A 25490-nucleotide genomic window follows, 5' to 3' on the forward strand; every position below is an offset into this window, starting at 1 on the left:
AGCGTGCGCGCGATTGGCGCGTTTCGGCGCGCGAGACGCTGAAAATTCACCACGGATTCGCCATCGCATGGTCGCAGGCCGGCGGAGGGACCGCGCGCGTTCGCGCCGACCGTTGCCGTGGACGATCAGATGGATAGGGGCAGCGGGCAACGCCGCCGAAACGTTTCCGGCGCCGTTGCGGCCACGCTGCCGCAGCGCCCCCAGAGCAGACCAGAGACAGACTCAGAGTCAGAACAGAAGCCGCGCGCGTTGCAGGCGCTGGCGAAGGGGGATTGCCGCGGCGGCGGGAACTTTCCGGTGGCGCCGGATGTTGGAGGGCGCAGGAGCGGGGTCCCATGCAGTCCACGAATGGTCGTTCGCGCGTCGTGCTTGTCACCGGCCTCGTCTGCGCGGTCCTGGGCCTTGCGCTCGCGGGCGGCGGGGTGTGGCTCGCCGCGCTCGGCGGCTCCCGGTACTACGTCCTGGCCGGCGCGGGCGTCATCGTCACGGGCGCGCTGCTGATTGCTCATCACCGCGCCGCGCTGTGGGTCTATGCCGCGGTGCTGATCGGTACGTTGGTGTGGGCGGTGGGCGAAGTGCGGTTCGACTGGTGGCCGCTGGCGGCGCGCGGCGACCTGCTGTTTCCGCTGGCGCTGTGGCTGCTGACGCCATGGGTGGCGGGGCGGCTGACGCGCGGCGGTGGCGTGCTCGCCCGTGCGCCGACTTTGCCGCTGTGGGCCGGCGTGGCGGCGAGCGTCGCGGTGCTGGCCGTCGGCCTTGCCTTCAATCTCGGCATCGGCGGCGCGCCCTATCACGAGCGCATCGGCGATCTCGCCGCGGCCGTCGCCGCGAAACCGGCCGCGCCGCAGGGCGAGGGCAGCCAGCCCGACGCCGACTGGCGCGCCTATGGCCGCGGCCAGGATGGCCTGCGCTACTCGCCGCTTCGCCAGATCACGCCGCAGAATGTCAGCCAGCTCAAGGTCGCCTGGACCTTTCGCACCGGCGACCTGCCGGGGCCGAACGATCCCGTCGAGACCACCTTCGAGGTGACGCCGATCAAGGTCGGCGACACGCTGTACCTGTGCACCCAGCACCAGAAGGTGTTCGCGCTGGATGCGGCGACCGGCAAGCCGCGCTGGACGTTCGATCCGCAGCTTAAGGATAACCCGACCTTCCAGCATCTCACCTGCCGCGGGGTGTCCTACGCGCAGACATCGCCGGGCGCGACCGACAGCGAAGGAAAGCCGGCGCCGGCGGAGTGTCCGCGCCGCATCTTCCTGCCGGTCAATGACGGCCGCCTGATCGCGCTCGATGCCGACACCGGCAAGCCGTGCGAGGGATTTGCCGACCATGGCACGCTCGACCTGCAGCAGGGCATGGGCATCAAGACGTCGGGCTTCTACGAGCCGACGTCGCCGCCGGTGATCGGCGAGCGCATCGTCGTGGTCAACGGCGCGGTGATCGACAACTACTCGACGGAAGAACCCTCGGGCGTCATCCGCGGCTTCGACCTCTACACCGGCCGCCTCGTCTGGGCGTGGGATTCCGGCGCGGCAGAGGAGAACGCGCTGCCGTCGCCGACCCACACCTACACCAACAACTCGCCGAACTCATGGATCACCGCGTCGTACGATCCGAAGCTGAAGCTCGTGTACATGCCGATGGGCGTGCGCACGCCTGATATTTGGGGCGGCAACCGCGATGCGCTGAGCGAGCGCTATGCCAGCGCGCTGGTGGCGCTCGACATCGACACCGGCAAGCGCGTGTGGTCGTACCAGACCGTGCACCACGATCTCTGGGACATGGACCTGCCGGCGCAGCCGAGCCTGATCGACTGGCCGGGCGAGGGCGGCGCGACGACGCCGGCGATCGTCATCCCGGCGAAGACCGGCAACCTGTTCGTGCTCGATCGCCGCACCGGCACGCCGATCGTGCCGGCGCCGGAGCGCGCCGTGCCGCAGGGCGCCGCGCCCGGCGATCATGTGGCGCCGACGCAGCCGTTCTCCGAACTGACGCTGCGTCCCGAAGAGCTGCTGACCGGCGCCGACATGTGGGGCGCCACCATCCTCGACCAGCTCGCCTGCCGCATCGTCTTCCACCGCCTGCGCTACGAAGGCACATTCACGCCACCGTCGCTGCAGGGCACGCTGGTGTTTCCCGGCAATCTCGGCATCTTCGAGTGGGGCGGCCTTGCGGTCGATCCCGAACGCGCCATCGCCATCGCCAATCCCATCAACATCCCGTTCGTGTCGAAGCTGATGCCGCGCGGGCCGGACAATCCGCCGGCGCCGACGGACAAGCATCCGCCCGGCAGCGAGGTCGGCGTGCAGCCGATGTATGGCGCGCCCTATGGTGTCGACCTGCACGCGTTTCTGTCGCCGATCGGCCTGCCATGCCTGCGCCCGCCGTGGGGCTACATCGCCGGCATCGACCTGCGCAGCCGCAAGGTCGTCTGGCTGCATCGCAACGGCACCATCCGGGACAGCGCGCCACTGCCGATCCCGATCCGCATGGGCGTGCCGAGCCTCGGCGGCCCGATCGCCACCGCTGGCGGCGTCGCGTTCTTCACCGGCACCGCCGATCACTTCATTCGCGCCTACAATGTCAACGACGGCCATCAGCTGTGGGAAGACCGCCTGCCTGCGGGCGCGCAGTCGACGCCGATGACCTATGCCGTCGGCGAGCGCCAGTTCGTCGTCACCGCTGCTGGCGGCCACGGCTCGTTCGGCACGCCGCCGGGCGATTACATCATCGCCTACGCCCTGGCGAAGTGACGTCTCCGCTGTGAAGCCTGCCGTATGTTCGCACCGCTGCATCCGGCGCATTGCTGGCTTGCCGCACGCGGGCGGCTGCATGGCGGACGGGACGATGTGTCTTTGAACGCAGGCGATTTTGCTCTGTCCGGAACCGACCTGCGCGCAGCGGTCGCAGGGCGCGCAACTCACGAAGCCGTGACGTTTTCTTGCATTTGCGAACAGCGTTCCGATGTCTGTCGTGTCAGATCTTCGAGCGCCCGGCCGGATACGCCCGATCACAACCACAAGGAATGGCATCATGTCCCGCAAGCCCGCCGCGACCGCCCGCGCCGCCGCCCTGCCGACCACTCATCACCGCCTGCTGCTGGCGTTTGCCGCCGCGCTCGCGCTGCTCGCCGCGATCCCGACCCTCGGCCATGCCGCGCCGGCGCCGGCCAGGGCGACGCCGGCGAAAAGTGTCATCGTCAAGCATGGCTATGCACGGTCGATGCCGACTGAATTCAGCAGCGCCGCGCGCCGCCATCATCATCAGCGTTATGTCGTGCGCGAGCGCGACAGCTTCCGCGGCGCCTATGGCTATGTCCCGGCCCCGGTGGTCACTGCGCCGTCCTATGGCTACGGCGGTTATGGCTACGGTTACGGCGACAACTCGCGCAACCAGACCTGGTAAGCGGCAAGCGTTCGACATGCGTGTGAGGGGCGTTCGTGTGTGAGTCGCGTTCCAGCATTGCGTTCGACAGTTGAGTCCCTGAGTTCAGTTCAAGCGTTTGGCGGCTGCGCCCTTCTTCTCGTTCCTCCCGAGACTCCCTGACGGGCGTGGCCGCCACCCTCTTGTTTCCCCCGTTTCGTGTTGCAGTCCTCCTCTCCGTGTCGCCTCCCGCCGCCGGCCTTCGTGCTGGCGGTTTTTTGTGTGCGCCTGGCCGGCGTTGTCTCCCTTGCGGTTTTGATCCAAGCTGCGGAGACAATCTGACAACGTCTGCCGGGAGAACGCTCATGTGTGTCGCCTGCAATCCCGGCCTGGCCGCGGTCCTGGAGTTCATGGCCTCGCGGCGCACGGTGCTGCAGACCAGTGCGGCATTGACGGCGTCGGCGTGGCTGCCATCGGTGCCGGCGCAGGCGCAGGGGGCCCACGCCGAGCTGCTGTTTCGCAACGGCACGGTGATGACCATGGATCCGGCGAAGCCGCGGGCGCAGGCCGTGGCGGTCAGCGGCGGCAGGATCGTGGCGGTCGGCTCCGACAGCGATCTCGACGGCTTGCGCAATGCCGACACGAAGGTGATCGATCTCGCCGGCGGCACGCTGCTGCCGGGCCTCATCGATCCGCACATGCACAGCGCGTTCGTCACCTTCGAGAGCTGGCTCGATGTCGGCCCGTTCGCGATGCGGAATATGGACGACGTGGTCGGCGCGCTGCGGACGGCGGCGGCACAAGCCGCGCCCGGGGCGTGGGTCAAGGCGTGGCAGTTCGATGCGACGATCACGCCGGGCACGACGGTGATCGACCTCGCGCTGCTCGACCGCATCGCGCCGGACCATCCGCTGTTCCTCTACGAGTCCAACGGCCACATCGCCCATGTCAACACCGCCGCGCTGAAGGCCGCCGGCGTCACCCGTGACACGCCGGATCCGCCGCAGGGACACTACGGCCGCGACGCCAATGGCGAGCTGACGGGCCGTGTCGACGAAACGCCGGCGCTGATGCCGTTCATGGCGAAGATCGGCATGCCGTCGGCCGACGAACTCGCCGCCGCGCTCGGACGCCTGTTCAGGACGGCCGCGAGCCGCGGCTGCACCGGCCTGTTCGACTGCGCGCTCGGCTTCCAGGGCCTCGGCGATCTCAAGCTGATCCAGAGCGTGATGGCGAGCAACCCGCCGGTCCGCTATGGCGGCACGCTGGTGTCGAGCCGCATGAAGGCCTGGCAGGACGCAGGCCTCAAGCCCGGCTTCGGCAACGACCGCTTCCGCGTCAGCGCGATCAAGGCGTGGGCCGACGGCTCCAACCAGGGCCGCAGCGGCTACCAGCGCCAGCCCTACCTCAATTCGGACAGCCGCGGCCTGCTGAACTACACCGCCGAGCAACTGACGCAGGCCATCCGCATCGCCCATGACGACGGCTGGCAGGTGTGCGTGCATGCCAATGGCGATGCCGCCATCGACACCACGATCGATGCCTATGACGCGGTGCTCAGGACGAAGCCGCGCGACGATCATCGCCACCGCATCGAGCACTGCTCGATCCTGCATGACGAGCAGATCGCGCGCATGAAGGCGCTGGGATTGTCGCCGTCGTTCCTCATCGGCCATGTCCATTACTGGGGCCGCGCGTTCCGCGACGACATCCTCGGACCCGAGCGGGCGAACCGCCTCGATCCCTGCGCCTCGGCGCTCAGGGGCGGCCTGCGCCCGACGCTGCACTCCGACTGGAGCGTCACCGAGATCGGCCCGCTGCGCATGGTGGAGAACGCGGTGACGCGGATCATGCGCGACGGCGGCGAGGTGCTCAATCCGGCGGAGTGCGTCCCCGTCGACGCGGCGCTGCGCATGGTCACGGCGGACGCGGCCTGGCAGTGCCGCTGGGATTTCACCGGCGTGCTGGCTGCGGGCAAGGCGGCCGACCTCGTCATCCTCGACAAGGATCCGACCACGGTCGACCCGACGACGCTGCGCGGCGTCCCGGTGCGCGAGACCTGGCTCGACGGCGAGCGGCGCTTTCAGGCGTAAGGGGCGGGGAGCGCCAGCGCGATGTGACGGCGCGGCGCCAGGCCGAATCCGTCACGTGACTGTTTGATCCGTCACGCCGAGCCTCTCACGCGTCACTCTGAGCCTCCAACCCGTCACCCTGAGGTGGCCATGCGAAGCATGGCCCTCGAAGAGCGACGGCCTGTGCGGTGGCGCCCCGGCGTTCATCCTTCGAGGCTCGCTTGCGCTCGCACCTCAGGATGAGGGGAGAGGAAGGCGGCGGAGGCGAATGACGCGGTGAGTGTGGTGTGCGTGAGCGCAGGTCCTTCATGCGCTGCATCCGCTCCGCGGCTCCCGGCTGTTTGATCCGTCCCCCGGAGTTTGCGTTTCCCCGAGCCTCCAACCCGTCACCCTGAGGTGGCCATGCGAAGCATGGCCCTCGAAGGGCGACGGCCTGGGCGGTGATGCCCTGGCGTTCATCCTTCGAGGCTTGCTTGCGCTCGCACCTCAGGATGACGGGAGGGGAAGGCGGCAGAGAAAAATGACGCGGTGAGTGTGGCGTGCGTGAGCGCAGGTCCTTCATGCGCTGCATCCGCTCCGCGGCTCCGGCTGTTTGATCCGTCCCCCGGAGTTTGCGATCCGTTACCCCGAGCCTCCAACCCGTCACCCTGAGGTGGCCATGCGAAGCATGGCCCTCGAAGGGCGACGGCCCGTGCGGCAACGCCCTGGCGTTCGTCCGTCGAGGCGCTCCGGCGCTTGCGCCTCGGGGGGACGGTTGGGCGCGCGCTTCGGCGCCATTGTCCGCCATCCGCTATCTGGTCCTTCCTCCCGTACCGCTTCCGACTGCGGAATGCCCGCGCCAACGGTTGTCCTGGTGGCCGGCCGCGTGGCCGGCCGCTGTCATGCGCTTGTCTTTTGTCGCGGGCAGGCTTTGGATAGAGGCGCGCGGCGCTGCCGCGTGATTGCCGACGATCCCTTTGACGATTTGTTTCAAGACATTCTTGGCGCCTTTTTCTCAAACCTGTTTCAATGACGGAGACGTTCGATGTCCAAGACGCTCGGGGCGGGGATCTATACCGCCTATCGCCAGAACGGAATCCTGCATGTGAAGGCCGTCGGCTGGAAGCCGACCGCGCAGACGAAAGTGTATCTCGAGCAATTGCCGTTCCTGATCTTCCCTCCGCAGGTGGCGCTGATCTTCGAGACGGAAGGCATCACCAGCCCCGTCGAGCTGCCGTTCGAGACCGAGAAGGCGTTTCCCGGTTATCCGGCATCGGCGAAGGTCGTCACCGTGGTCGATCGCAACGGCCATCATGCCATCCAGATCGACGAGCGGCCCGCGACCGCCGCGCCGCTGATGATTGGCAATCCGGCGGAGCCGCGTTTCGTGGTGTACCGGCAGATCGGCACCGATCTCTACCTGATCGCGCCGGCGGACGCGCCGGTGATCGCGATCTATGTCCGGGTGTTCGGCCCCGATACCTATGCCGCCTGCCAGGCCTATGTCGCGGCCCACAGTGCGCCGCCGCCGGTCGTCGAGCTGCTGCCGGGCTCGCTGCACGCCTGGATCGATGCGATGCCCGGCGGGCCGGCCCGGCTGGTGGTGACGGTCGACGCATTCGTCGAGGTCGACTGGACGGTGACGCTGGTCAGCGCAGTGCCGCAGGGCATCAATCCGCTGGTCAAGCTGTTGAGGCCCGAGGTGCAGCTGCCGCCGGGCCCGGTGCACAGCCATGCCATCGGCCTGCGCACGCTGCGCTACGAGGAGCCGCAGCCGCTCGCCTATACCGACGTCACCATCGAGAACGGACTGCTGTCGCTGTCGGCGAAGGTGACGACGACGCACTGACGGCGAGGGCCGGGGTTGCGCCGGGGCTGTTGATCCTTCGCGGCGCGCAACAGCGCGCACCTCAGAATAACGGGGTCAGCACAGCGCCGCTCCATTCTCTACGTCATCACCGGGCCGGCGCGCAGCGCCGTGACCCGGTGATCCAGCTATTGAGTTTCGTCGTGCGGTGAGCAAGCTGGATGGCCGGGTCGAGCCCGGCCATGACGCTGTGGGAGTGGTGCGTGCTGAAGACCAGACGCTCCGCTGTTTTTCCCCTCACGCCTTCAGCTGTGCCCGCACGGGCGCCGGCTGCAGCGCCGCGGCCCTGGCGAGGCGCGCCTGCCGCGCGTGCTCGAAGCCATGCATGCCGCTGTGCCACTGCAGCGCGACGATGGCGCCCTTGGTCGGTTGCAACAGCGCCAGCGACGAGAACAGCGTCAGCGGCAGCCAGATCAGAAAGTGCAGCCAGTACGGCGGCGTGTAGGCGACCTCGACGGCGAGGATCGCCGGCACGATGAGATGGCCGACCACCACGATGACGAGATACGCCGGAAAATCGTCGGCGCGCTGATGGGTGTAATCCTCGCCGCAGGCGCTGCAGCGGTCCACGACCTTGAGATAGCGGCCGAACAGGGCGCCCTTGCCGCAGCACGGGCACTTCATCGCGAAGCCGCGCAGGGTGGCCGTGGTCAGGGACACGTTCGGGTCCGTCATGGCGAAACCTCTTCTCGCTCTTTCCAATTGTTGATCCATACAATATGAATTAGCGACCTAACATTCAAAGACAATGCGCGCAATTGCATGGATTGGATCCCTACAATCTCGGAAGGCCACGGGCCGCTCTACCTGCGGATCGTCGAGGCCATCGCCACCGACGTCGCCATCGGCCGCCTGGTGCGCGGCCAGCAGTTGCCGACCCATCGCGCGCTGGCGAAGGCGCTCGGCGTCGACCTGACCACGGTGACGCGCGCCTATGGCGAGGCACGCAAGCGCGGCCTGATCGACGCCCAGGTCGGCCGCGGCAGTTTTGTGTCGGAGACGACAGCGCGCGCCACCGAGGGCCCGCCGCGCATCACCATCGATCTCTCCATGAACATCCCGCCGCAGCCGGTCGAGGCGAACCTCGACCTGCGCATCGCCCAGGGGCTCGCGGCGGTGCGCGGCGACGCCGGCTTCAGCGCCTTCCTCAGCTACGCGCGGCCGGGCGGCAGCGATGAGGAACGGCAGGCCGGCGCGGCGTGGCTGTCGCAACGCATCCCCGCAGCGCGCACCGATCGGCTCATCGTCTATCCCGGCGCGCAGGCGATCCTGTTCAACATCCTGCTGACGCGCACCTCGCCCGGCGACGTCGTGCTGACGGAGGCGGTGACTTATCCCGGCCTCAAGGCGGCCGCAGCGCGGCTCGGCGTGCGTCTCGTCGGCGTCGCCATGGACGAGGAGGGCGTGCGCCCCGATGCGCTGGCACGCGCCTGCGCGGCCCATCGGCCGAAGGCGGTGTATCTCGTGCCGACGCAGCACAACCCGACCACGGCGACGCTGAGCGCCGAACGCCGTCATGCGGTGGCGGAGATCGTCGACCGCGCCGATACCGTGCTGATCGAGGACGATGCCTATGGCGCGCTCGAGCCGCAGGTCGCGCCGATCGCCAGCCTCATTCCCGAGCGCACTTATTATGCCGCGAGCCTGTCCAAGGTGATCGCGCCGGCGCTGCGCGTCGCCTATCTCCTGGCGCCGCACGATGCCGCCGAGCAGGCGATGCGCGGCGCGCTGCAGGCGACCGTGCAGATGTCGGCGTCGCTGATGGTGGCGCTGGTGACGCAATGGATGACCAGCGGCGTCGCCGAGCAGATCATCCGCGCCATCCGTCACGAGGCGGCGGGACGCCAGCAGCTCGCGGCACGCTACCTCGCGGGCCTGCGCGTCGCGGCGCGGCCGCATGGCCATCACCTGTGGGTGCCGGTGCCGGCGCAGTGGAAGCGCGAGGATCTCATCGTGCACCTGCTGCGCCACGGCCTCGCGGTGGTCGGCGGCGATGCCTTCGCCGTGTCCGAGGATGCGCCGAACGGCATCCGCGTGTCGCTGGGCGCCGCCCGCAACCGCGCCGACCTTGCGCAAGCGCTGCAGGTGCTCGCCAGCGCGCTCAAGGCGCCGGGCAGCGGCGGGCAGATCGTGTAGGCGTGACGGGGAAGACGCGACGCGTCCACATTCTCGGCGTCATCACTGACGCTGCGTGCGCTAAACCCTCATGGTGAGGAGCGCGGCAACGCCGCGCGTCTCGAACCATGAGGTCGAGACGCCACGGCCTCATCCTTCGAAATGCCCGCGGTGCGGGCTCATCAGGATGAGGGGCAGGGTGTCGCGAATGAACCGTTGTGAGTAACTGAGCGCCATCCCACCATGCTGCGTCATCACCGGGCCGGCGCGTTAGCGCCGTGACCCGCTGATCCAGCTTCACAGCGCGCATGATGCGCGGCGCGTAAGCTGGATGGCCGGGGCTAGCCCACGGCTGTCCGGTTGGTTTTGGCGCCAACCACACCCACGCCGTCATTGCCGGGCGAAGACCCGGCCATCCAGCTTCCTCGCGACTCGACGTACGCTTTTTAAAGTTGGATCACCGGGTCACGGCGCTGCGCGCCGGCCCGGTGATGACGCTGAAAATATGGAAGCGCAGCGCGTCTCAGAGAACTGCTGCAACCATCGAGCTCAGCCTGTTCAAAGAGCTGTCGCTTCCACCTGCACGCTCAACCGGACAGCCGTGGGGCAAGCCCGGCCATGACGGAGCGAGTGAGGTTGGCATGCGTGGCGCGCCGCTGTCCTCACTCCGCTGCCTGTGTTGCCGGGCGCGGCGTGCCGAGCGGGCGGCGCAGCAGTTGCGCGCAGGCGACGCCGGCGAGGGTGATGCCGCCGCCGATCAGGTGATAGGCGCGGATCGGCTCGTGCAGCATCGCCACGGCAATCACGGCGGTGAGCACCGGCAGCAGGTTCATGAAGATCGCGCAGCGGCTTGGGCCGAGCTGCTCGACGCCGCGGATCCAGAAGAACGGCAGCACCACCGAGGCGAGGCCGCCGGCATAGGCGATCAGCGGCAGCGTCGTGGCGTCGAGCTGGCGCATCGGCACCGGTGTCGCGAGCAGCGCGGGGAACATGATGGCGAGCGCGCACAGCGCCTGCATGTAGGTCGACTGCCAGCCCGGCAGCGGCAGCGCCCAGCGCTTCAAGAGCACGCCATAGAGCGCGTAGACGAGGGCGGCGACGAACATCAGCGCATCGCCGAGATGCACGCCCTGCGCCAGCAGCGCTGAGGGATCGCCGCCGCTGACCAGCCAGATCAGCCCCGCGAATGACATCACGCCGCCGACCACCATGCCGAGCGTCGGTGCTTCGCCGAGCAGCGCGATGCTCAGCAGCACCGTAAGCAGCGGCGTCAGCGCGGTGAACACCGCCATGTTGGTCGCCGTGGTGCTTTCGGCGGCGAGATACGACAGGCTCTGGAACAGGCACATCGCGAGAAAGCCGAGGATCGCGAGCTTGCCGATCAGCGGCCAGATGGTGGCGCGGTTGCGCCACGCCGGCACCAGCACGAACGTGCTCATCAGCGCCACCGCCAGCACCAGGCGATAGAAGGTGATCGCCTGCGGCCCGATGACATGGGCCGACAGCCGCGAGGCGATGACATTGCCCGCCCACAGCACGATGGCGATCAGCGGATAGAGAAACGACAGGGCTTGCATGGTGACCTCTTGAGGGAAAGAGGCCGTTGCGTAGCGGCAGGCGCCGTGGTTTGTCTCTCGCACAAGATACGGGAATTATCGCGTTTGGGACATTTCGGTGCTGGACCGGTCGGAAGGGCCTCGCCGCAGCGGTGGTGGTCTCCGCCGATCGACCACAGGCGGGGACCGGAGCCGACGCGTCCAACAAAGGAAAGCCGAGCGATGGAGCAGGTGCCGACCGATGCGGCGATCGTCCGCAAGCATCTCGCCTATCACGCCACCGAGCGGCCGATCGCCGCGATGGAGGTCGACTATCGCCATGGCATGACCACGGGGCGGCACGCCCATCCGCGCGCGCAGCTGCTCTATGCCATCGCCGGCGTGATGATCGTGCAGTCCGATCTCGGCACGTGGGTGGTGCCGCCGAACCGCGCGGTGTGGCTCGCCGCCGGCGCCGAGCACGAGGTGCGGATGTGCGGCGAGGTCAAGATCCGCACGCTGTTCGTCGACCCCGCAGTGGCGTCCGGCCTGCCCGGCGAGAACTGCGTCATCGGCGTGTCGCCGCTGGTGCGCGAACTCCTGGTCGCCGCCGTGCGTATCCCGCGCGACTATGCCGCGGGATCGCGCGACGAGCGGCTGCTGCAGCTGCTGCTCGATGAACTCACCGTGCGCGACGTGCTGCCGCTGTATCTGCCGATGCCGGCCCATGCCGCCCTGCGGCGGGTGTGCGAGGCTTTGGTCGCCGCGCCCGACGACGACGCCACCGCCGCGCAATGGGGCCGCCGTCTTGGCGTCACGGCGAAGACCGTGCATCGCCTGTTCGCCAAGGAGACGGGGCTGACGTTCGCGGAGTGGCGTCGCCAGGCGCGTCTCCTCGCCGCGCTGGAGCGCCTCGCCGCCGGCGCGCGCATCATCGACGTCGCCCTCGATGCCGGCTACTTAAGCCAGAGCGCCTTCACCGCCATGTTCCGAAAACACTTCGGCATGCCGCCGAGCGCGTTCTACGCGGGGGAGTGAGGGGAGAGGCTGGCGGGTGACGGGGTGTTACCCATGTCCCCGACCTGTCGGCCATGTCCCCGAACGGGTGTCGGCGATGTCCCCGAACAGAGCGGCGGACCGATTTTCGACATCCACATTCGACGCCTGCAGCCGGTTTTCGACGCAGTCGGCGGTTGTTTATATATCGCTTATTTTGCTAAGTAATGCTAAGCAAAATATGGAATTTTCAAACTTGCATGAGGTTTGATATCTTGTTATTTTGCTCAGTATGGCTGAGCATTCCGGTGGAAAATTAAACCGACTGGAGCGGACCCTGCCGGCGGGGCTGCTGGTCGATGCCGCCTGGATGACGCGGAACGGTTATTCGACCAGCCTGCGCACGCAGTATGTTGCGGCGGGATGGCTGGTGCAGCCGACCCGCGGCACGTTCAAGCGGCCGCTGGGCTCCCTGACCTGGCAGAACGCGGTCGTCTCGCTGCAGACCCTGCTCGGTTATCCCCTGACGGTCGGCGGGCGAACGGCCCTCGAGCTGCATGGCTTCGCGCACTACCTGCGGGCCAATGGATCGACCGTCGTGCATCTTCATGGCGTCGACGCGCCGCCCGGCTGGCTGTTCAAGCTGCCGCTCGCGGAGCGGTTCGTCTTTCACAACAGCGGCGTGCTGTTCACGTCCGATCCCGTCACGTCCGATCCCGTCATGTCCGATCCCGTCATGTCCGATCCCGTCATGGCCGATGCCGGACAGCGCCTGCGCGAACACGGTGGTGTCACGGCCGACCTCCTGAAGTCGGGGGCGTTCAAATCGCTGCGGGAAGGCGAGTGGTCACTGGTCGTGTCGTCCCCCGAGCGCGCGCTGCTGGAACTGCTCGACGAGCTGCCGAACGATGAGAGCTTCCATCAGGTCGACATGCTGGTCGAAGGCCTGCGCAATCTCTCTCCCGGGCGGCTGCAGAGGCTGCTGGAAGACTGCAGGAGCGTGAAGGTCAAGCGGCTGCTGTTCTGGTTCGCGGAGCGTCACAACCACGCCTGGCTCGCCCGGCTCGATCGCAGCAGGGTCGATCTGGGCAAGGGCAAGCGCATGCTGGTGAAAGGCGGTAAGCTCGATCGCACGTACCTGATCACCGTGCCGGAGGACCTGAGTGCCCCTGTCTGAGCGGTTTCAGCGGCAGGTGACGCTGCTCATCGCGGCGATGCCGTTCGTCGCGGCGGAGCGGGACTTCGCCCTCAAGGGCGGCACCGCGATCAACCTGTTCGTGCGCGACATGCCGCGGCTGTCGGTCGATATCGATCTGACCTATCTGCCGGTCGCTCCGCGCGCAGCATCGCTGGCGGCCATCGATGCCGGGATGAAGCGCGTGGCGGCATCCATCCGGTCGGGATTGCGCAATGTCCGCGTTAATGAGGTCGTCAACCGGACGGAGGGCGTCGTCACCAAGCTGACGGTGCAGGGGCACGACGCGCAGATCAAGATCGAGGTGACGCCGGTGCTGCGTGGGTGTGTCTTCGATCCCGAGATCAGATCGGTCTCTTCCGCGGTGGAAGACTCGTTTGGCTTCGCCGAAATGCAGGTCGTGTCATTCGCCGATCTCTATGCAGGCAAGATCGTGGCGGCACTCGATCGCCAGCATCCGCGCGACCTGTTCGATGTCCGCGACCTGCTGGCGCGCGAGGGCATCGACGATGATCTGCGGCGCGCCTTTGTGGTCTATCTGATCAGCCATGACCGTCCAGTTGCGGAGGTCATCGCGCCGCGGCGCAAGGATATCCGTGGCGAGTTCGAGCGCGGCTTCGATGGCATGGCCGCCGATCCCGTCTCGCTCGAGGAACTGGTGGCAGCGCGCGAAGCGCTGATCGCCGAGGTGGCGGGCAGGATGCCCGAAGCGCATCGCGTGTTTCTGCTCGGCTTCAAGCGCGGTGAGCCGGACTGGGATCTTCTCGGCGTCGCCCACGCGGCCGATCTGCCGGCCGTGAAATGGAAGCAGCTCAATCTCGACAAGCTGGATGCGCCGGCGAGGGCGCAGCTCGTCGCGCGGCTGGAAGACATCTTCTCCCGATAGCGCGTTCTATGCCGGGGCGTGAAGGGAAGGCTGCGCAACGCTTTTGGCAAGAAGTTCGAGCGTTACCCTAATGAAGGAGCTTGGGCTTGCTGAGCGCTTGTGGACATTGCCGAGCTTGTTGACGGCACACGCTCTGTAACGCGCTTACCTGCCGTTGGTAGGTCCTCGGTAGTTTTCAAAGAGAGGCCGTGAGTCAAAATGACTCACGGGAGAAAGAAGGCTTCCTTAGCTTTATGATTCAGTTACTGTTTCTGATCGGAGGCCGAATCGATGGCAGACGCGACCTACAATCTGAACGGTGGGTTTAAACCCACAACGAAACGGTTCGCTGATCTTAGTGGGCCTGATTTTTTCCCGACGCCCCGGTGGGCGACGTTTGCGTTGATCGACAACGAAAAATTCAGTGGTGAGATTTGGGAAAGCGCGTGCGGCGACGGAACTATGTCGCGCGTTCTTGAGCAAACCGGCCAGCCGGTGCGTAGTTCAGATCTTTATGATCGCGGCTACGGTGAAGCGGGATACGATTTCCTTTCCCCACAGTGGAATGCCGAAAATATTGTGACCAATCCTCCCTACAATTGCGCAGAGGGATTTGTTGCTAGTGGCGTAAAGCACTCGCGGCGCAAATTTGCACTCTTGTTGAGGCTTGCCTTTCTGGAAGGAGCAAATCGAGCCAACACAATCTTTGCTAAAATTCCGCCGGCACGCGTCTGGGTCTTCAGCGAACGCATTACGTTTTATCCAAGCGGTGTCGAGCCGAAAGGCAGTGGCACGACAGCCTATGCTTGGTTTGTTTGGGACAAGGATGCGCCGACCTCAACCGAACTGAAATGGTTTAAGCCCGGCTATAAAGCGAAGTTCACTTAGAACCCCAATCGGGCCAAATAGGCAACGCCAGAGTCCGTTACGCGAATGCCATCCGGCAGGCGCACTGCGTATCCCATCGTAAAAATACTGGTCGACTGGTTTTGATGGGAAATAACGTTGCCCACTATCTGCCGCCACAAGGGCTCACCACCTCTGGTGTCTGACGGCTTCAAGTCCAATTCAGTCAGTTCAATGTAATCAGGTACGCGGTCCTTGATATAATCAGTCTCGGCTTCACGATTTGGCATGCTTGCCGCAATCCGCAAAGCCAAGATCCTAGCCTCGGGCTCCCTCAGTCGATCTCTTTCTCTTGGCATTTCAGCTCCACGCTTTTGACGGGAAGCGATTATGCAAAAGTAACCAAGGGTTGCAATAGAATGAACGGAGACCGGTCCCAGGCCGGTGCATTTTTTGCGCTCAGCGCGTCAGCACGACGTGGGTCGCCAGCTCCGTCGGGACCACTTCCGTCACCTTGTAGCCAAGGCCCGGCAGGTCGATGCCGGCGAACAGCGCTTCGCCGCGGCCGAGCACGATGGGCGACTGCACGAGGTGCAGCTCGTCGATCGCGCCGGCGAGCAGGTACTGGCGGACGGTGGCGACGCCGCCGCCGATCTTGACGTCGCGGTCGCCCGCAGCGGCCTTCGCCTGCGCGAGCGCCGCGTCGATGCCGTCGGTGACGAAATGGAAGGTCGTGCCGCCCTCCATCACGATCGGCGCGCGGGCATGGTGGGTGAGGATGTAAGTCGGCGCGTGATACGGCGGATTGTCGCCCCACCAGCCCTTCCAGTCGGGGCCGCCCCAGTTGTCGCCGGCGGGCCCGAACATGTTGCGGCCGAGGATGTAGGCGCCAAAGCCTTCCATGGCCGCGCGGGCGAAGCGATCGTCGGTGCCGCCGTCCTGCCCGATCATCGATCGAAAGGCCTTGGTCGGATAAAACCAGTTGTGCAGCTCCCGGCCACCCTTGCCGAGCGGATGCTCCAGGCCCTGGTCGGGGCCGGCCCCGAAACCATCGATCGACACTGCAAATCCCGCGACACGCACCTTGCCCATGACGATTCCATCTGCTTGTAAATTGCAACCAGTCGAGTGTGACTCAACTGATTTTGGTTTGCAACTGGTCAGGAGCGCGGCTCATCATTTTGGCAGCGTCGAACGCCTGCCCGCATGGCGCAGGCCGAATTGTCTGGCGGTGTGTTGATGAAATGGGTGTCGGGCTGACGGAGCATCTGGAGAAAGCGACACCGCTCGATCCCGGCGAACCCGGCGGCTCGAGGTTCAGACACATCACGTCCCCGGGAAGAACGCGACGAGTCGAACAGGCGAACCAGTCCAAGCGAGGAATACTTAACCATGCTCACCGTCTATGGCGAAGGTCGTGGCTTCCGTGTCGTCTGGCTGCTCGAGGAATTGGGGTTGGCTTTCCGGCTGCGCCCGGTCGATCTGCTTGCAGTCGAGAGCGATCGTGATTTCCTCGCGATCAACCCGGCGGGCTTCATTCCCGTCCTGCAGGACGGCGAGACGATCATGGTGGAATCGATCGCGATTCTTGAATATCTGCTCGCCCGCCATGACACAGGTTCGCTTGCCGTCGCTCCTGACGATCCCGCCTTCGCTTCCTATCTGCAATTTCTCCACCTGGGCGAGGCCGGACTTGCGGGGCCGATGAACGCCGTCTTTGTCGGTCGCGCACTGGCGCCCGAAGCCGAACGCAATGCGCGTGTGACCTGCTGGGCGCGCGGGACCTTCGAGAGCCGGCTGGGGTTGGTCATCCGCCGCCTCGCGGATTGCCCCTATCTCGCCGGCGACCGATTCACGGCGGCCGATATCTCGGTGAGCTATGCCCTCCTGCTTGGCCTGCGAACCGGCAACTATGTCCCGGGACCAGCCGAGCGCGACTATCTCGCCCGCACGACGGGACGCCCTGCCTACACCCGGGCGATGGAGAGCTGCCAGGCCACCAAGGCCTGGGCGGCGAGATCGCCGGGGTTGTGATGCCTGCTGCATCGAAGTGGGGCGGGGTCCTCGCCAGGGAAACGGTCAAGGCCGTCGCCAAGGAAGCAGCCAGGCGTTTGCCTTGGCCTGCGCACGACGTGATCCAAACTCATCACGCTCTCGCCGCTCTTTTCGCCGTCTCCGTGCCCGCCTTGGTCTTGGCCAGCCGCCGCTCGACCTCGCGCGCTTCGGCCTGCAGCAGCGGCACGAGTTCACGCTGGCGTTCGGGTGTCATGCGGTGCTCGATGGCGGCGATGGAGAGGGCGCCGATGGGGTGCTGGCGCGCATCGCGGATGGCGACGCCGATCGCCCACGAGCCGGCCAGCATCATGCCGGGGTTGAGGGCGTAGCCGCTCGCGCGCGTCTGCCGCACGAGGTCACGCAGCCGCGCCGCCGAATAGTTCGGATGGGGCTTGAGCGAGCCATCGGCGATGTTGGCGGCGATGATGGTCTCGACCTCGGCGTCGGTCATCGCCGCGAGCATGGCGAGGCTGCCGGCGCCGACGCCGAGAGGATGGCGGTCGCCGGCCTCCAGCGCCTGCACGCGGATGGGGTAGCCGCCGTCCTCGCGGTGCAGGCAGATGGCATAGACGTCGCGCGGCACCGACAGGAATGCAGTGTCGCCGGAATGCTCGCTGAGCCGCACCAGCGAGCGCAGCGCCGCGCCATGGATGCCGAAGCGCGTGCTCGCCAGCGTGCCCAGCGCATAGATCTCCGGGCCGATGTGATAGGCGCGCGTCGTCATATCCTGGTCGAGCAGGCCGGCGCGCACCAGCGCCAGCAGCATGCGCCGCACGGTGGGCTTGGCGAGCGCCGATTGCGCCACCAGATCGGACAGCCGCGCGCCCGCGCCGCCGGCGCGGCCGACCAGCAGCAACAGCGTCGCAGCGCGGTCGATGCTCTGCGCCCCGCCTTCGGAGGCGCGGGTCGAACTCTGCACCACCTTGCGGGCGGCGATCAGGCGCTGGTGATCCACCATATGGACCTCGTGATATCGTCCTGCCCCGATTTTGCCCGGATTCATGGGGTTTTCACAATGGGGTTGACGGGTACACACAAGCCTTTCCAATGCGGCCGCGATCAAGACAAAACAAGGTCCATTTGATGGACCGATTGGAAACGCTGACGTCAATGCCGGGAGAGCAATTCATGACACTGTCGCGCCGCACCTTCCTGTCGGGGGTGTCCACCGCCGTCGCCGCGGGCACGCTGGGAGCGCCGTTCGTCGCGCGCGCCGCGCAGCCCGATTTCACCTACAAGTACGCCAACAACCTGCCTGATACGCACCCCATGAACATCCGCGCCCGCGAGATGGCGGCGGCGATCCGCGCCGAGACCGACGGGCGTTTCGATCTGCAGGTGTTTCCCAACAACCAACTGGGCTCGGACACCGACACGCTGAGCCAGCTGCGCTCCGGCGGCGTCGAGTTCTTCACCCTGTCGGGCCTCATTCTCTCCACGCTGGTGCCGGCGGCGGCGATCAACGGCGTCGGCTTTGCCTTCCCCAACACCGACGCGGTGTGGAAGGCGATGGACGGCGCGCTCGGCGCCTTCGTGCGTGAGGAGATCGCGAAAGCCAATCTCGTCGCCATGGACAAGATCTGGGACAACGGCTTCCGCCAGATCACGTCGTCGACCAAACCGATCGTCGGCCCCGAGGATCTGAAAGGTTTCAAGATCCGCGTGCCGGTGTCGCCGCTGTGGACCTCGATGTTCAAGGCGTTCGAGGCCGCGCCGGCGTCGATCAACTTCAACGAGGTGTATTCCTCGCTGCAGACCAAGGTGGTCGAGGGCCAGGAGAACCCGCTGGCGCTGATCTCGACCGCAAAACTCTACGAGGTGCAGGTCTACTGCTCCGTCACCAACCACATGTGGGACGGCTTCTGGTTCCTCGCCAACCGCCGCGCCTGGGAGAAGATCCCGGCCGACATGCGCGCCGTCGTCGCCAAGCACATCAACGCCGCCGCAGAGCTCGAGCGCGCCGATGTGGCGGGCCTCAACGCCAGTGTCGAGAAGGAGCTGACCGCGCGCGGCCTCAAGTTCAACCAGCCCGATCCGGCGCCATTCCGCGACAAGCTGCGCAAGGCCGGCTTCTACAGCGAGTGGAAGGGCAAGTTCGGCGACAAGGGGTGGTCGACGCTCGAGGCCGCGGTGGGCCAGCTATCGTGAGCGTGATGGCCCACAGCCCGGGCCATGACGGCGTGCATGCCGGCGGCGCAGCCGTCGGCATCCGCGCCGTGCTCGCCCGGCTCGACGGCGGCCTCGGCCGCCTGGTCGAGCTCGCCGCCGCGGCGCTGGTGCTCGCCGAGGTGATCATCCTGTTCGCCGGCGTGGTCGCGCGCTATGGCCTGCAACGGCCGCTGATCTGGTCGGACGAGCTGGCCTCGATGCTGTTCCTGTGGCTCGCCATGCTGGGCTCGGCGATCGCGCTGCGCCGGGGCGAGCACATGCGGATGACCGCGCTGGTCGCGCGTCTCTCGCCGCCGGCGCGTGCCTTTCTCGATGTCGTCGCCATCGGCGCGGCGCTCGCGTTCCTTGCCTTCATCGCCTGGCCGGCGTTCGAATACGCCCAGGAAGAAACCTTCATCACCACGCCGGCGCTGGAGATCTCCAATGCATGGCGCGCCGCGGCGCTGCCCGTCGGCATCGGCGTCATGGTAATGTTCGCGCTGCTGCGCCTCGCCCGCGAGGCGAGTCTGATGCGCGTATTTGGTGCACTGGCGACGCTGGCAGCGATCGGCGCGGCGTTCTGGCTCGCCGAGCCGCTGTTCCGCGGCCTCGGCAACTTCAATCTCGTGATCTTCTTCGTCGGCGTCGTCGCGGTCGCGGTGTTCACCGGCGTGCCCATCGCCTTCGCGTTCGGCCTTGCGGTTTATGGCTATCTCGCGCTCACCACCCGCACGCCGATGATGGTGCTGGTCGGCCGCATGGACGAGGGCATGAGCCATCTCATCCTGCTGGCGGTGCCGCTGTTCGTGTTTCTGGGCCTGCTGATCGAGATGACCGGCATGGCGCGCGCCATGGTCGCGTGCCTTGCGAGCCTGCTCGGCCACGTCCGCGGTGGTCTCCAGTACGTCCTGATCGGCGCGATGTACCTGGTGTCCGGAATCTCCGGGGCCAAGGCCGCCGACATGGCGGCGGTGGCGCCGGTGCTGTTTCCGGAAATGATCAAGCGCGGGGCGAAGCCCGGCGATCTCGTTGCGCTGCTCGCCACCACCGGCGCGCAGACCGAGACCGTGCCGCCGAGCCTCGTGCTGATCACCATCGGCTCGGTCACCGGCGTGTCAATCGCCGCGCTGTTCACCGGCGGGCTTCTGCCCGGCGTGGTGCTGGCGCTGGCGCTCGGCCTCGTGGTGTGGTGGCGCGCCCGCCGCGCGGAGGTGACGCTGCCGCCGCGCGCCAGCGGACGGCAGATCGGCCGCGCGCTGCTGGTGGCCTTGCCGGCGCTGGCGCTGCCGTTCGTCATCCGTGCCGCCGTCGTCGAGGGCGTTGCGACCGCGACCGAAGTGTCGACCATCGGCATCGTCTATGCGGTGCTCGCGGGCCTTCTCATCTACCGCCAGTTCGACTGGTCGCGTCTCCTGCCGATGCTCGTCGACACCGCCTGTCTGTCCGGTGCGATCCTCCTGATCATCGGCACCGCCACCGGCATGGCGTGGGGGCTGACGCAATCCGGCTTCTCGCGCGCGCTGGCCGCGGCCATGACCGGCCTGCCGGGCGGCGCCGCCACCTTCATGGTGGTGTCGATCGCCGCCTTCGTGGTGCTGGGCTCGGTGCTGGAGGGCATTCCCGCCATCGTGCTGTTCGGGCCGCTGCTGTTCCCGATCGCCCGCGCGGTCGGCATCCACGAGGTGCACTATGCCATGGTGGTGATCCTCGCCATGGGCATCGGCCTGTTCGCGCCGCCGTTCGGTGTCGGCTATTATGCCGCCTGCGCCATCGCCCGCGTCGCGCCCCATGAAGGCATCAAGCCGATCTGGGGTTACATGCTGGCGCTGCTGATCGGCACGGCGGTGATCGCCGCGGTGCCGTGGATCTCCATCGGCTTCCTGCCATGACGTTTTCACTTTCGTAACGGAGAGACCTGATGACCCGCGCATCCATCGTCGGTTGGGCCCACAGCCCGTTCGGCAAGCTCGACGACCCCGATGTCGAAAGCCTGCTCGGCCGCGTCTCGACGACGGCCCTGGAGCATGCCGGCGTCGACGCCCATGAGGTCGACGGCGTCTATGTCGGCGTCATGAACAGCGGCTTCTCCAAGCAGGGCTTCGAGGGCGCGCAGGTCGCCTTGAGTGTGCCGGAGCTGGCCCATGTGCCGGCGACCCATCTGGAGAACGCCTGCGCCACCGGCTCGGCGGCGCTCTATGCCGCGCTCGACTTCGTCGACAGCGGCCGCGGCCGCATTGCCCTGGTCGTCGGCGCCGAGAAGATGACGGCCAAGCCCACCGCCGAGACCGGCGATATTCTCCTGAGCGCGTCCTACCGCAAGGAGGAGGGCGACATCCCCGGCGGCTTTGCCGGCGTGTTCGGCCGCATCGCCCAGAACTACTTTCAGCGCTACGGCGACCGCAGCGCCGAGCTCGCCCACATCGCCGCCAAGAACCATCGCAACGGCGTCGTCAATCCGTTCGCCCAGATGCGCCGCGATTTTGGCTTCGAGTTCTGCAACACCGTCAGCGACAAGAACCCCTATGTCGCCGCGCCCCTGCGCCGCACCGACTGCTCGCTGATTTCCGACGGCGCCGCCGCCATTGTCATCGCCGACGCGGAGACCGCGGCAACGCTGCAGCGTGCGGTGGGATTCCGCGCCCGCCAGCATGTCAACGACATCCTGCCGCTGTCGCGCCGCGATCCCACCGCGTTCGCCGGCGGCCGTCTCGCCTGGGACAAGGCGCGCGCCGAGGCCGGCGTCACCCTCGACGATCTCAGCCTGGTCGAGACCCATGACTGCTTCACCATCGCCGAGCTGATCGAGTACGAGGCGATGGGCCTCGCCGCGCCGGGCGAAGGTTATCGCGTGGTGCGCGACGGCATCGCCGAGAAGGGCGGGCGGCTGCCGATCAATCCGTCGGGCGGGCTCAAGTCCAAGGGCCACCCGGTCGGCGCCACCGGCGTCTCCATGCATGTCATGGCCTGTTTGCAGCTGATGGGCGAGGCCGGCGACATGCAGATCGATGGCGCGAAGCTCGCCGGCGTGTTCAACATGGGCGGCGCCGCGGTTGCCAACTATGTTTCGATCCTGGAGCGGCAGAAGTGAGCGGCGGCCTCGACCATTCGCCGAAGGGGGGTCTCGCGCCGGTGTCGCAGCGGGTGATGAACCTGTCGCATTTCGCGCGCCAGGCTGCCCGCCGCCACGGCGCCGACATCGCCTTCGTCTGGGGCGAGCAGCAGTGGACATGGACGGCGTTCGACCGCCGTGTCGACGCGATGGCGGCCGCGCTCGCCGCGCGCGGCATCGGCAAGGGCGACCGCGTGCTGGTGCAGTCGAAGAACTGCAACCAGATGTTCGAATCGATGTTCGCCTGCTTCCGCATCGGCGCGGTGTGGGTGCCGACCAACTTCCGCCAGACGCCGGATGACGTCGCCTATCTCGGCGCCGCGAGTGGCGCGGTGGCGATGATCTGCCACAGTGAATGCCCGGATCATGCCACGGCGGCGCGCGCCGCGGCGCCGGCGATCCGCGTGCTGATCGAGATCGGCGGGGCGACGTTCGGTGAGGATTACGATGCGCTGGTGCGCGCCCATGACGGCGCCGCCGTGACGGAAGCGGACGTGACGCGCGACGATCCCTGCTGGTTCTTCTTCACCTCCGGCACCACCGGCCGGCCGAAGGCCGCGGTGCTGACCCACGGCCAGATGGCGTTCGTCATCACCAATCATCTCTGCGACCTGATGCCGGGCACGACGTCCGCAGACGCTTCGCTGGTGGTGGCGCCGCTGTCCCACGGCGCCGGCATCCATGCGCTGGTGCAGACCGCGCGGGCCGTCAAGACCGTGCTGCCGGCGTCCGATCGCTTCGACGTCGACGAAGCGTGGCGGCTGGTCGAATGCTGTCGCATCACCAACATGTTCACCGTGCCGACCATCCTGAAAATGCTCGCCGAGCATCCGTCCGTCGACGCCTATGATCATTCCTCGCTGCGTTATGTCATCTACGCCGGCGCGCCGATGTACCGCGAGGACCAGAAGCGCGCGCTCGGCAAGCTCGGCAAGGTGCTGGTGCAGTATTTCGGCCTCGGCGAAGTCACGGGCAATATCACCGTGCTGCCGCCGGCGCTGCATGATGCGGAGGATCATCCGACCGCGCGCATCGGCACCTGCGGCTTCGCCCGCACCGGCATGCAGATTTCGATTCAGGACGATCAGGGGCACGAACGCGCGCCCGGCGAGACCGGCGAGATCTGTGTCTGCGGCCCGGCGGTGTTCGCCGGCTACTACGACAATCCCGAAGCCAACGCGAAGGCGTTCCGCGACGGCTGGTTCCGCACCGGCGATCTCGGCCATGTCGATGCGGAGGGCTTCCTCTACATCACCGGCCGCGCCTCGGACATGTACATTTCGGGTGGGTCGAACATCTATCCCCGCGAGATCGAGGAGAAGCTATTGACCCATCCGGCGCTCGCCGAGGTCGCGGTGGTCGGCGTGCCCGATCCGACCTGGGGCGAGGTCGGCGTCGCGGTGTGCGTGCTGGCGGAAGGGGCACAGCTCAACGAGCCGGAGCTGCTCGCCTGGGCCGACGGCAAGGTGGCGCGCTACAAGCTACCGAAGCGCGTGGTGTTCTGGGACGCGCTGCCGAAATCGGCCTATGGCAAGATCACCAAGAAAGCCGTCCGCGACGAACTCGCCGCCCGCGGCCTGCTGCCGCTCGACAAGCCGGCCGCGGCGGCGGGATAGCTTATTTCGTCATGGCCGGGCTTGACCCGGCCATCCACGTCTTTCTTGTTGCAAAGCTGCAAAGACGTGGATGCCCGGGACGAGCCCGGGCATGACGGAGAAGGTGGAACTGCCCTCTCCGCGGCTGCGCCTCTCTCCCCTCATGGTGAGGAGCGCGGCACGCGCGTCTTTTGCGTTTCGTCGTCGCCGGGCTTGTCCCGGCGACCCCGATCAGGAAGGCACTGCGTCCCTCAGCGGGGTGGCCGGGACAAGCCCGGCCACGACAGAAGAAGACCATGAGGCCGCTGCATCGCGGCCTCATCCTTCGAGACGGCGCGATGCGCCTCCTCAGGATGAGGCGTGAGGCCTGGACAGAGAATGGATCGGATGTTCGCACGTGTTATCCCCTGCCGCGCGCACCTCTCTCCTCATCGTGAGGAGCGCGGCACGCGCGTCTTTTGCGTTTTGTCGTCGCCGGGCTTGTCCCGGCGACCCCGATCAGGAAGGCACTGCGTCCCTCAGCGGGGTGGCCGGGACAAGCCCGACCACGACAGAAGAAGACCATGAGGCCGCTGCATCGCGGCCTCATCCTTCGAGACGGCGCGATGCGCCTCCTCAGGATGAGGAGTGAGGCCTGGACAGAGAATGGATCGGATGTTCGCACGTGTTATCCCCTGCCGCGCGCACCTCTCTCCTCATCGTGAGGGGCGCGGCACGCGCGTCTTTTGTGTTTTGTCGTCGCCGGGCTTGTCCCGGCGACCCCGATCAGGAAGGCACTGCGTCCCTCAGCGGGGTGGCCGGGACAAGCCCGGCCACGACAGAAGAAGACCATGAGGCCGCTGCGTCGCGGGCCTCATCCTTCGAGACGCGGCTGCGCCGCTCCTCAGGATGAGGGATAGCGTCGACCGGAGAGATGTGCGTCAACCGTTATCGATACGCAGCAACGCGAAGAAACTCGAAAACCAACCTCTGACCTGGAGACCTCCCACCATGACCCCCACCATTCTTGTCACCGGCGGCGCGTCCGGTATCGGCTTTGCGATCGCGCAGGGCATCGTGGCGCATGGCTGGCGCGTCGTCGTCGCCGATGTCGTCGAGACGAGCATCGCCAGGGCGCGCGAGGAACTGGCGGATGCCAAGGACCGCGTCCACTTCGTGCGCTTCGACGTCGCCGACGAGGCCGCGGTGGTCGGCGCCATCGAGGCGATCGAGCGTGATTTTGGCGCGCTCGACGGCGTCGTCAATTCCGCCGGCATCGGCCGCGACGTGCCGGCGCTGGAGACCAGTGCCGAGCTGTTCCGCAAAATTCTCGATATCAATCTCGTCGGCAGCTTCGTGGTGGCGCGCGAGGCGGGCAAGCGCATGGCGGCGCGCGGCCGCGGCGCCATCGTCAATATCTCATCGGTGTCGGGGCTGCGCGGCAATGCCGGCCGCGTCGCCTATGGCTCGTCCAAGGCCGGCGTCGTGATGATGACCCAGATCATGGCGGTGGAGCTTGCCGCGAAGGGCGTGCGCGTCAATGCGATCGCGCCGGGGCCGATCGAAACGCCGCTGGTCAAGGAGATGCACTCGGCGGGATCGCGCGCCGAGTGGATCGAGCGCGTGCCGCAGCGCCGCTACGCCGCGCCGGGCGAACTGGTCGGGGCGGCGCTGTTCCTGCTCGACCCGGCGCAGTCGAGCTTCGTCACCGGCCAGACGCTTGCGGTCGATGGCGGCTTCGTCGCCGGCGGCATGCTCGGCAAATGAGGCG

Annotated in this window: 20 protein-coding genes; 16 read left to right on the plus strand and 4 right to left on the minus strand. The window is 67.0% G+C overall.

The window, feature by feature from the left end:
• Positions 1-335: 335 nt before the first annotated feature.
• The 5 genes from JQ639_RS28735 to JQ639_RS28755 all read left to right on the plus strand — a co-directional run bounded on the left by JQ639_RS28735 (position 336) and on the right by JQ639_RS28755 (position 7263).
• Positions 336-2753 carry a glucose/quinate/shikimate family membrane-bound PQQ-dependent dehydrogenase gene (locus JQ639_RS28735; protein ID WP_211962797.1) on the plus strand — a complete coding sequence of 806 codons (2418 nt, stop codon included), beginning with the start codon at positions 336-338 and terminating at the stop codon, positions 2751-2753.
• A 280-nt stretch (positions 2754-3033) separates the two neighbouring features.
• Positions 3034-3405 (plus strand): hypothetical protein, encoded by a 372-nt coding sequence (locus JQ639_RS28740; RefSeq protein WP_211962799.1) that lies wholly within the window; start codon positions 3034-3036, stop codon positions 3403-3405.
• A gap of 323 nt (positions 3406-3728) precedes the next feature.
• Positions 3729-5456 (plus strand): amidohydrolase, encoded by a 1728-nt coding sequence (locus tag JQ639_RS28745; RefSeq protein WP_211962800.1) that lies wholly within the window; start codon positions 3729-3731, stop codon positions 5454-5456.
• A gap of 808 nt (positions 5457-6264) precedes the next feature.
• A complete protein-coding gene (locus tag JQ639_RS28750; protein WP_211962801.1) occupies positions 6265-6447 on the plus strand; it encodes a hypothetical protein in 183 nt (60 codons plus the stop codon).
• A gap of 12 nt (positions 6448-6459) precedes the next feature.
• Positions 6460-7263 carry a hypothetical protein gene (locus tag JQ639_RS28755; RefSeq protein ID WP_211962802.1) on the plus strand — a complete coding sequence of 268 codons (804 nt, stop codon included), beginning with the start codon at positions 6460-6462 and terminating at the stop codon, positions 7261-7263.
• 255 nt (positions 7264-7518) lie between these two features.
• On the opposite strand, the gene JQ639_RS28760 is transcribed toward JQ639_RS28755, so the two are convergent.
• On the minus strand, positions 7519-7995 hold the full coding sequence (locus JQ639_RS28760) for a DUF983 domain-containing protein (RefSeq protein ID WP_211962803.1): 477 nt from the start codon (positions 7993-7995) through the stop codon (positions 7519-7521).
• A gap of 48 nt (positions 7996-8043) precedes the next feature.
• Between JQ639_RS28760 and JQ639_RS28765 the strand changes: the two genes are divergently transcribed.
• Positions 8044-9417, plus strand: coding sequence for an aminotransferase-like domain-containing protein (locus JQ639_RS28765; protein ID WP_211962814.1), 1374 nt, complete (start codon positions 8044-8046; stop codon positions 9415-9417).
• A 641-nt stretch (positions 9418-10058) separates the two neighbouring features.
• Here JQ639_RS28765 and JQ639_RS28770 read toward each other — a convergent pair.
• Positions 10059-10973: a DMT family transporter gene (locus JQ639_RS28770; protein ID WP_211962816.1), complete on the minus strand. Its 915-nt coding sequence runs from the start codon at positions 10971-10973 to the stop codon at positions 10059-10061.
• 201 nt (positions 10974-11174) lie between these two features.
• Here JQ639_RS28770 and JQ639_RS28775 point away from each other — a divergent pair, with 201 nt between their 5' ends.
• The 4 genes from JQ639_RS28775 (at position 11175) to JQ639_RS28790 (ending at position 14875) form a co-directional block, all read left to right on the plus strand.
• Entirely contained in the window at positions 11175-11969 is a 795-nt protein-coding gene (locus JQ639_RS28775) for an AraC family transcriptional regulator (RefSeq protein ID WP_211962818.1), read from the plus strand.
• Between the two features lie 250 nt (positions 11970-12219).
• Positions 12220-13104, plus strand: coding sequence for a type IV toxin-antitoxin system AbiEi family antitoxin domain-containing protein (locus JQ639_RS28780; RefSeq protein WP_211962820.1), 885 nt, complete (start codon positions 12220-12222; stop codon positions 13102-13104).
• Entirely contained in the window at positions 13091-14008 is a 918-nt protein-coding gene (locus tag JQ639_RS28785; RefSeq protein ID WP_211962821.1) for a nucleotidyl transferase AbiEii/AbiGii toxin family protein, read from the plus strand. Before JQ639_RS28780 ends, JQ639_RS28785 begins: the two co-directional genes overlap by 14 nt.
• Before the next feature lie 270 nt (positions 14009-14278).
• Entirely contained in the window at positions 14279-14875 is a 597-nt protein-coding gene (locus JQ639_RS28790; protein WP_211962822.1) for a hypothetical protein, read from the plus strand.
• Between the two features lie 417 nt (positions 14876-15292).
• Here JQ639_RS28790 and JQ639_RS28795 read toward each other — a convergent pair whose 3' ends face one another.
• Positions 15293-15925 carry a dihydrofolate reductase family protein gene (locus tag JQ639_RS28795; RefSeq protein ID WP_211962823.1) on the minus strand — a complete coding sequence of 211 codons (633 nt, stop codon included), beginning with the start codon at positions 15923-15925 and terminating at the stop codon, positions 15293-15295.
• 300 nt (positions 15926-16225) lie between these two features.
• Between JQ639_RS28795 and JQ639_RS28800 the strand changes: the two genes are divergently transcribed.
• The gene (locus tag JQ639_RS28800; protein ID WP_211962824.1) at positions 16226-16867 is read left to right on the plus strand and encodes a glutathione S-transferase family protein; all 642 of its coding nucleotides are present in this window, start codon (positions 16226-16228) and stop codon (positions 16865-16867) included.
• Positions 16868-16979: 112 nt separating this feature from the next.
• Here the strand turns inward: JQ639_RS28800 and JQ639_RS28805 are convergent, their stop codons facing one another.
• Entirely contained in the window at positions 16980-17846 is an 867-nt protein-coding gene (locus tag JQ639_RS28805) for an IclR family transcriptional regulator (RefSeq protein WP_211962829.1), read from the minus strand.
• Positions 17847-18016: 170 nt separating this feature from the next.
• Here JQ639_RS28805 and JQ639_RS28810 point away from each other — a divergent pair, with 170 nt between their 5' ends.
• The 5 genes from JQ639_RS28810 to JQ639_RS28830 all read left to right on the plus strand — a co-directional run bounded on the left by JQ639_RS28810 (position 18017) and on the right by JQ639_RS28830 (position 25486).
• A complete protein-coding gene (locus JQ639_RS28810; protein WP_211962831.1) occupies positions 18017-19036 on the plus strand; it encodes a TRAP transporter substrate-binding protein in 1020 nt (339 codons plus the stop codon).
• A 5-nt stretch (positions 19037-19041) separates the two neighbouring features.
• Positions 19042-20925, plus strand: a complete 1884-nt coding sequence (locus JQ639_RS28815; RefSeq protein WP_211962833.1) for a TRAP transporter large permease — start codon at positions 19042-19044, stop codon at positions 20923-20925.
• Positions 20926-20954: 29 nt separating this feature from the next.
• Entirely contained in the window at positions 20955-22124 is a 1170-nt protein-coding gene (locus JQ639_RS28820; RefSeq protein ID WP_211962835.1) for an acetyl-CoA acetyltransferase, read from the plus strand.
• On the plus strand, positions 22121-23761 hold the full coding sequence (locus tag JQ639_RS28825) for an acyl-CoA synthetase (RefSeq protein WP_349644651.1): 1641 nt from the start codon (positions 22121-22123) through the stop codon (positions 23759-23761). Before JQ639_RS28820 ends, JQ639_RS28825 begins: the two co-directional genes overlap by 4 nt.
• Before the next feature lie 969 nt (positions 23762-24730).
• Positions 24731-25486 carry an SDR family NAD(P)-dependent oxidoreductase gene (locus JQ639_RS28830; RefSeq protein ID WP_211962837.1) on the plus strand — a complete coding sequence of 252 codons (756 nt, stop codon included), beginning with the start codon at positions 24731-24733 and terminating at the stop codon, positions 25484-25486.
• Positions 25487-25490 lie beyond the last annotated feature (4 nt).

The organism is Bradyrhizobium sp. U87765 SZCCT0048 (assembly GCF_018131225.1).
Taxonomy (GTDB): domain Bacteria; phylum Pseudomonadota; class Alphaproteobacteria; order Rhizobiales; family Xanthobacteraceae; genus Bradyrhizobium_A.

Excerpts from the sequence above, each read along its gene's own strand:
- JQ639_RS28755 (WP_211962802.1), top strand. The coding sequence starts at position 6,460 with ATGTCCAAGACGCTCGGGGCGGGGATCTATACCGCCTATCGCCAGAAC.
- JQ639_RS28770 (WP_211962816.1), bottom strand. The coding sequence starts at position 10,973 with ATGCAAGCCCTGTCGTTTCTCTATCCGCTGATCGCCATCGTGCTGTGG.
- JQ639_RS28740 (WP_211962799.1), top strand. The coding sequence starts at position 3,034 with ATGTCCCGCAAGCCCGCCGCGACCGCCCGCGCCGCCGCCCTGCCGACC.
- JQ639_RS28795 (WP_211962823.1), bottom strand. The coding sequence starts at position 15,925 with ATGGGCAAGGTGCGTGTCGCGGGATTTGCAGTGTCGATCGATGGTTTC.
- JQ639_RS28735 (WP_211962797.1), top strand. The coding sequence starts at position 336 with ATGCAGTCCACGAATGGTCGTTCGCGCGTCGTGCTTGTCACCGGCCTC.
- JQ639_RS28760 (WP_211962803.1), bottom strand. The coding sequence starts at position 7,995 with ATGGATCAACAATTGGAAAGAGCGAGAAGAGGTTTCGCCATGACGGAC.
- JQ639_RS28820 (WP_211962835.1), top strand. The coding sequence starts at position 20,955 with ATGACCCGCGCATCCATCGTCGGTTGGGCCCACAGCCCGTTCGGCAAG.
- JQ639_RS28815 (WP_211962833.1), top strand. The coding sequence starts at position 19,042 with ATGGCCCACAGCCCGGGCCATGACGGCGTGCATGCCGGCGGCGCAGCC.
- JQ639_RS28745 (WP_211962800.1), top strand. The coding sequence starts at position 3,729 with ATGTGTGTCGCCTGCAATCCCGGCCTGGCCGCGGTCCTGGAGTTCATG.
- JQ639_RS28805 (WP_211962829.1), bottom strand. The coding sequence starts at position 17,846 with ATGGTGGATCACCAGCGCCTGATCGCCGCCCGCAAGGTGGTGCAGAGT.
- JQ639_RS28800 (WP_211962824.1), top strand. The coding sequence starts at position 16,226 with ATGCTCACCGTCTATGGCGAAGGTCGTGGCTTCCGTGTCGTCTGGCTG.
- JQ639_RS28775 (WP_211962818.1), top strand. The coding sequence starts at position 11,175 with ATGGAGCAGGTGCCGACCGATGCGGCGATCGTCCGCAAGCATCTCGCC.
- JQ639_RS28790 (WP_211962822.1), top strand. The coding sequence starts at position 14,279 with ATGGCAGACGCGACCTACAATCTGAACGGTGGGTTTAAACCCACAACG.
- JQ639_RS28780 (WP_211962820.1), top strand. The coding sequence starts at position 12,220 with ATGGCTGAGCATTCCGGTGGAAAATTAAACCGACTGGAGCGGACCCTG.
- JQ639_RS28810 (WP_211962831.1), top strand. The coding sequence starts at position 18,017 with ATGACACTGTCGCGCCGCACCTTCCTGTCGGGGGTGTCCACCGCCGTC.
- JQ639_RS28750 (WP_211962801.1), top strand. The coding sequence starts at position 6,265 with ATGCCCGCGCCAACGGTTGTCCTGGTGGCCGGCCGCGTGGCCGGCCGC.
- JQ639_RS28830 (WP_211962837.1), top strand. The coding sequence starts at position 24,731 with ATGACCCCCACCATTCTTGTCACCGGCGGCGCGTCCGGTATCGGCTTT.
- JQ639_RS28765 (WP_211962814.1), top strand. The coding sequence starts at position 8,044 with ATGGATTGGATCCCTACAATCTCGGAAGGCCACGGGCCGCTCTACCTG.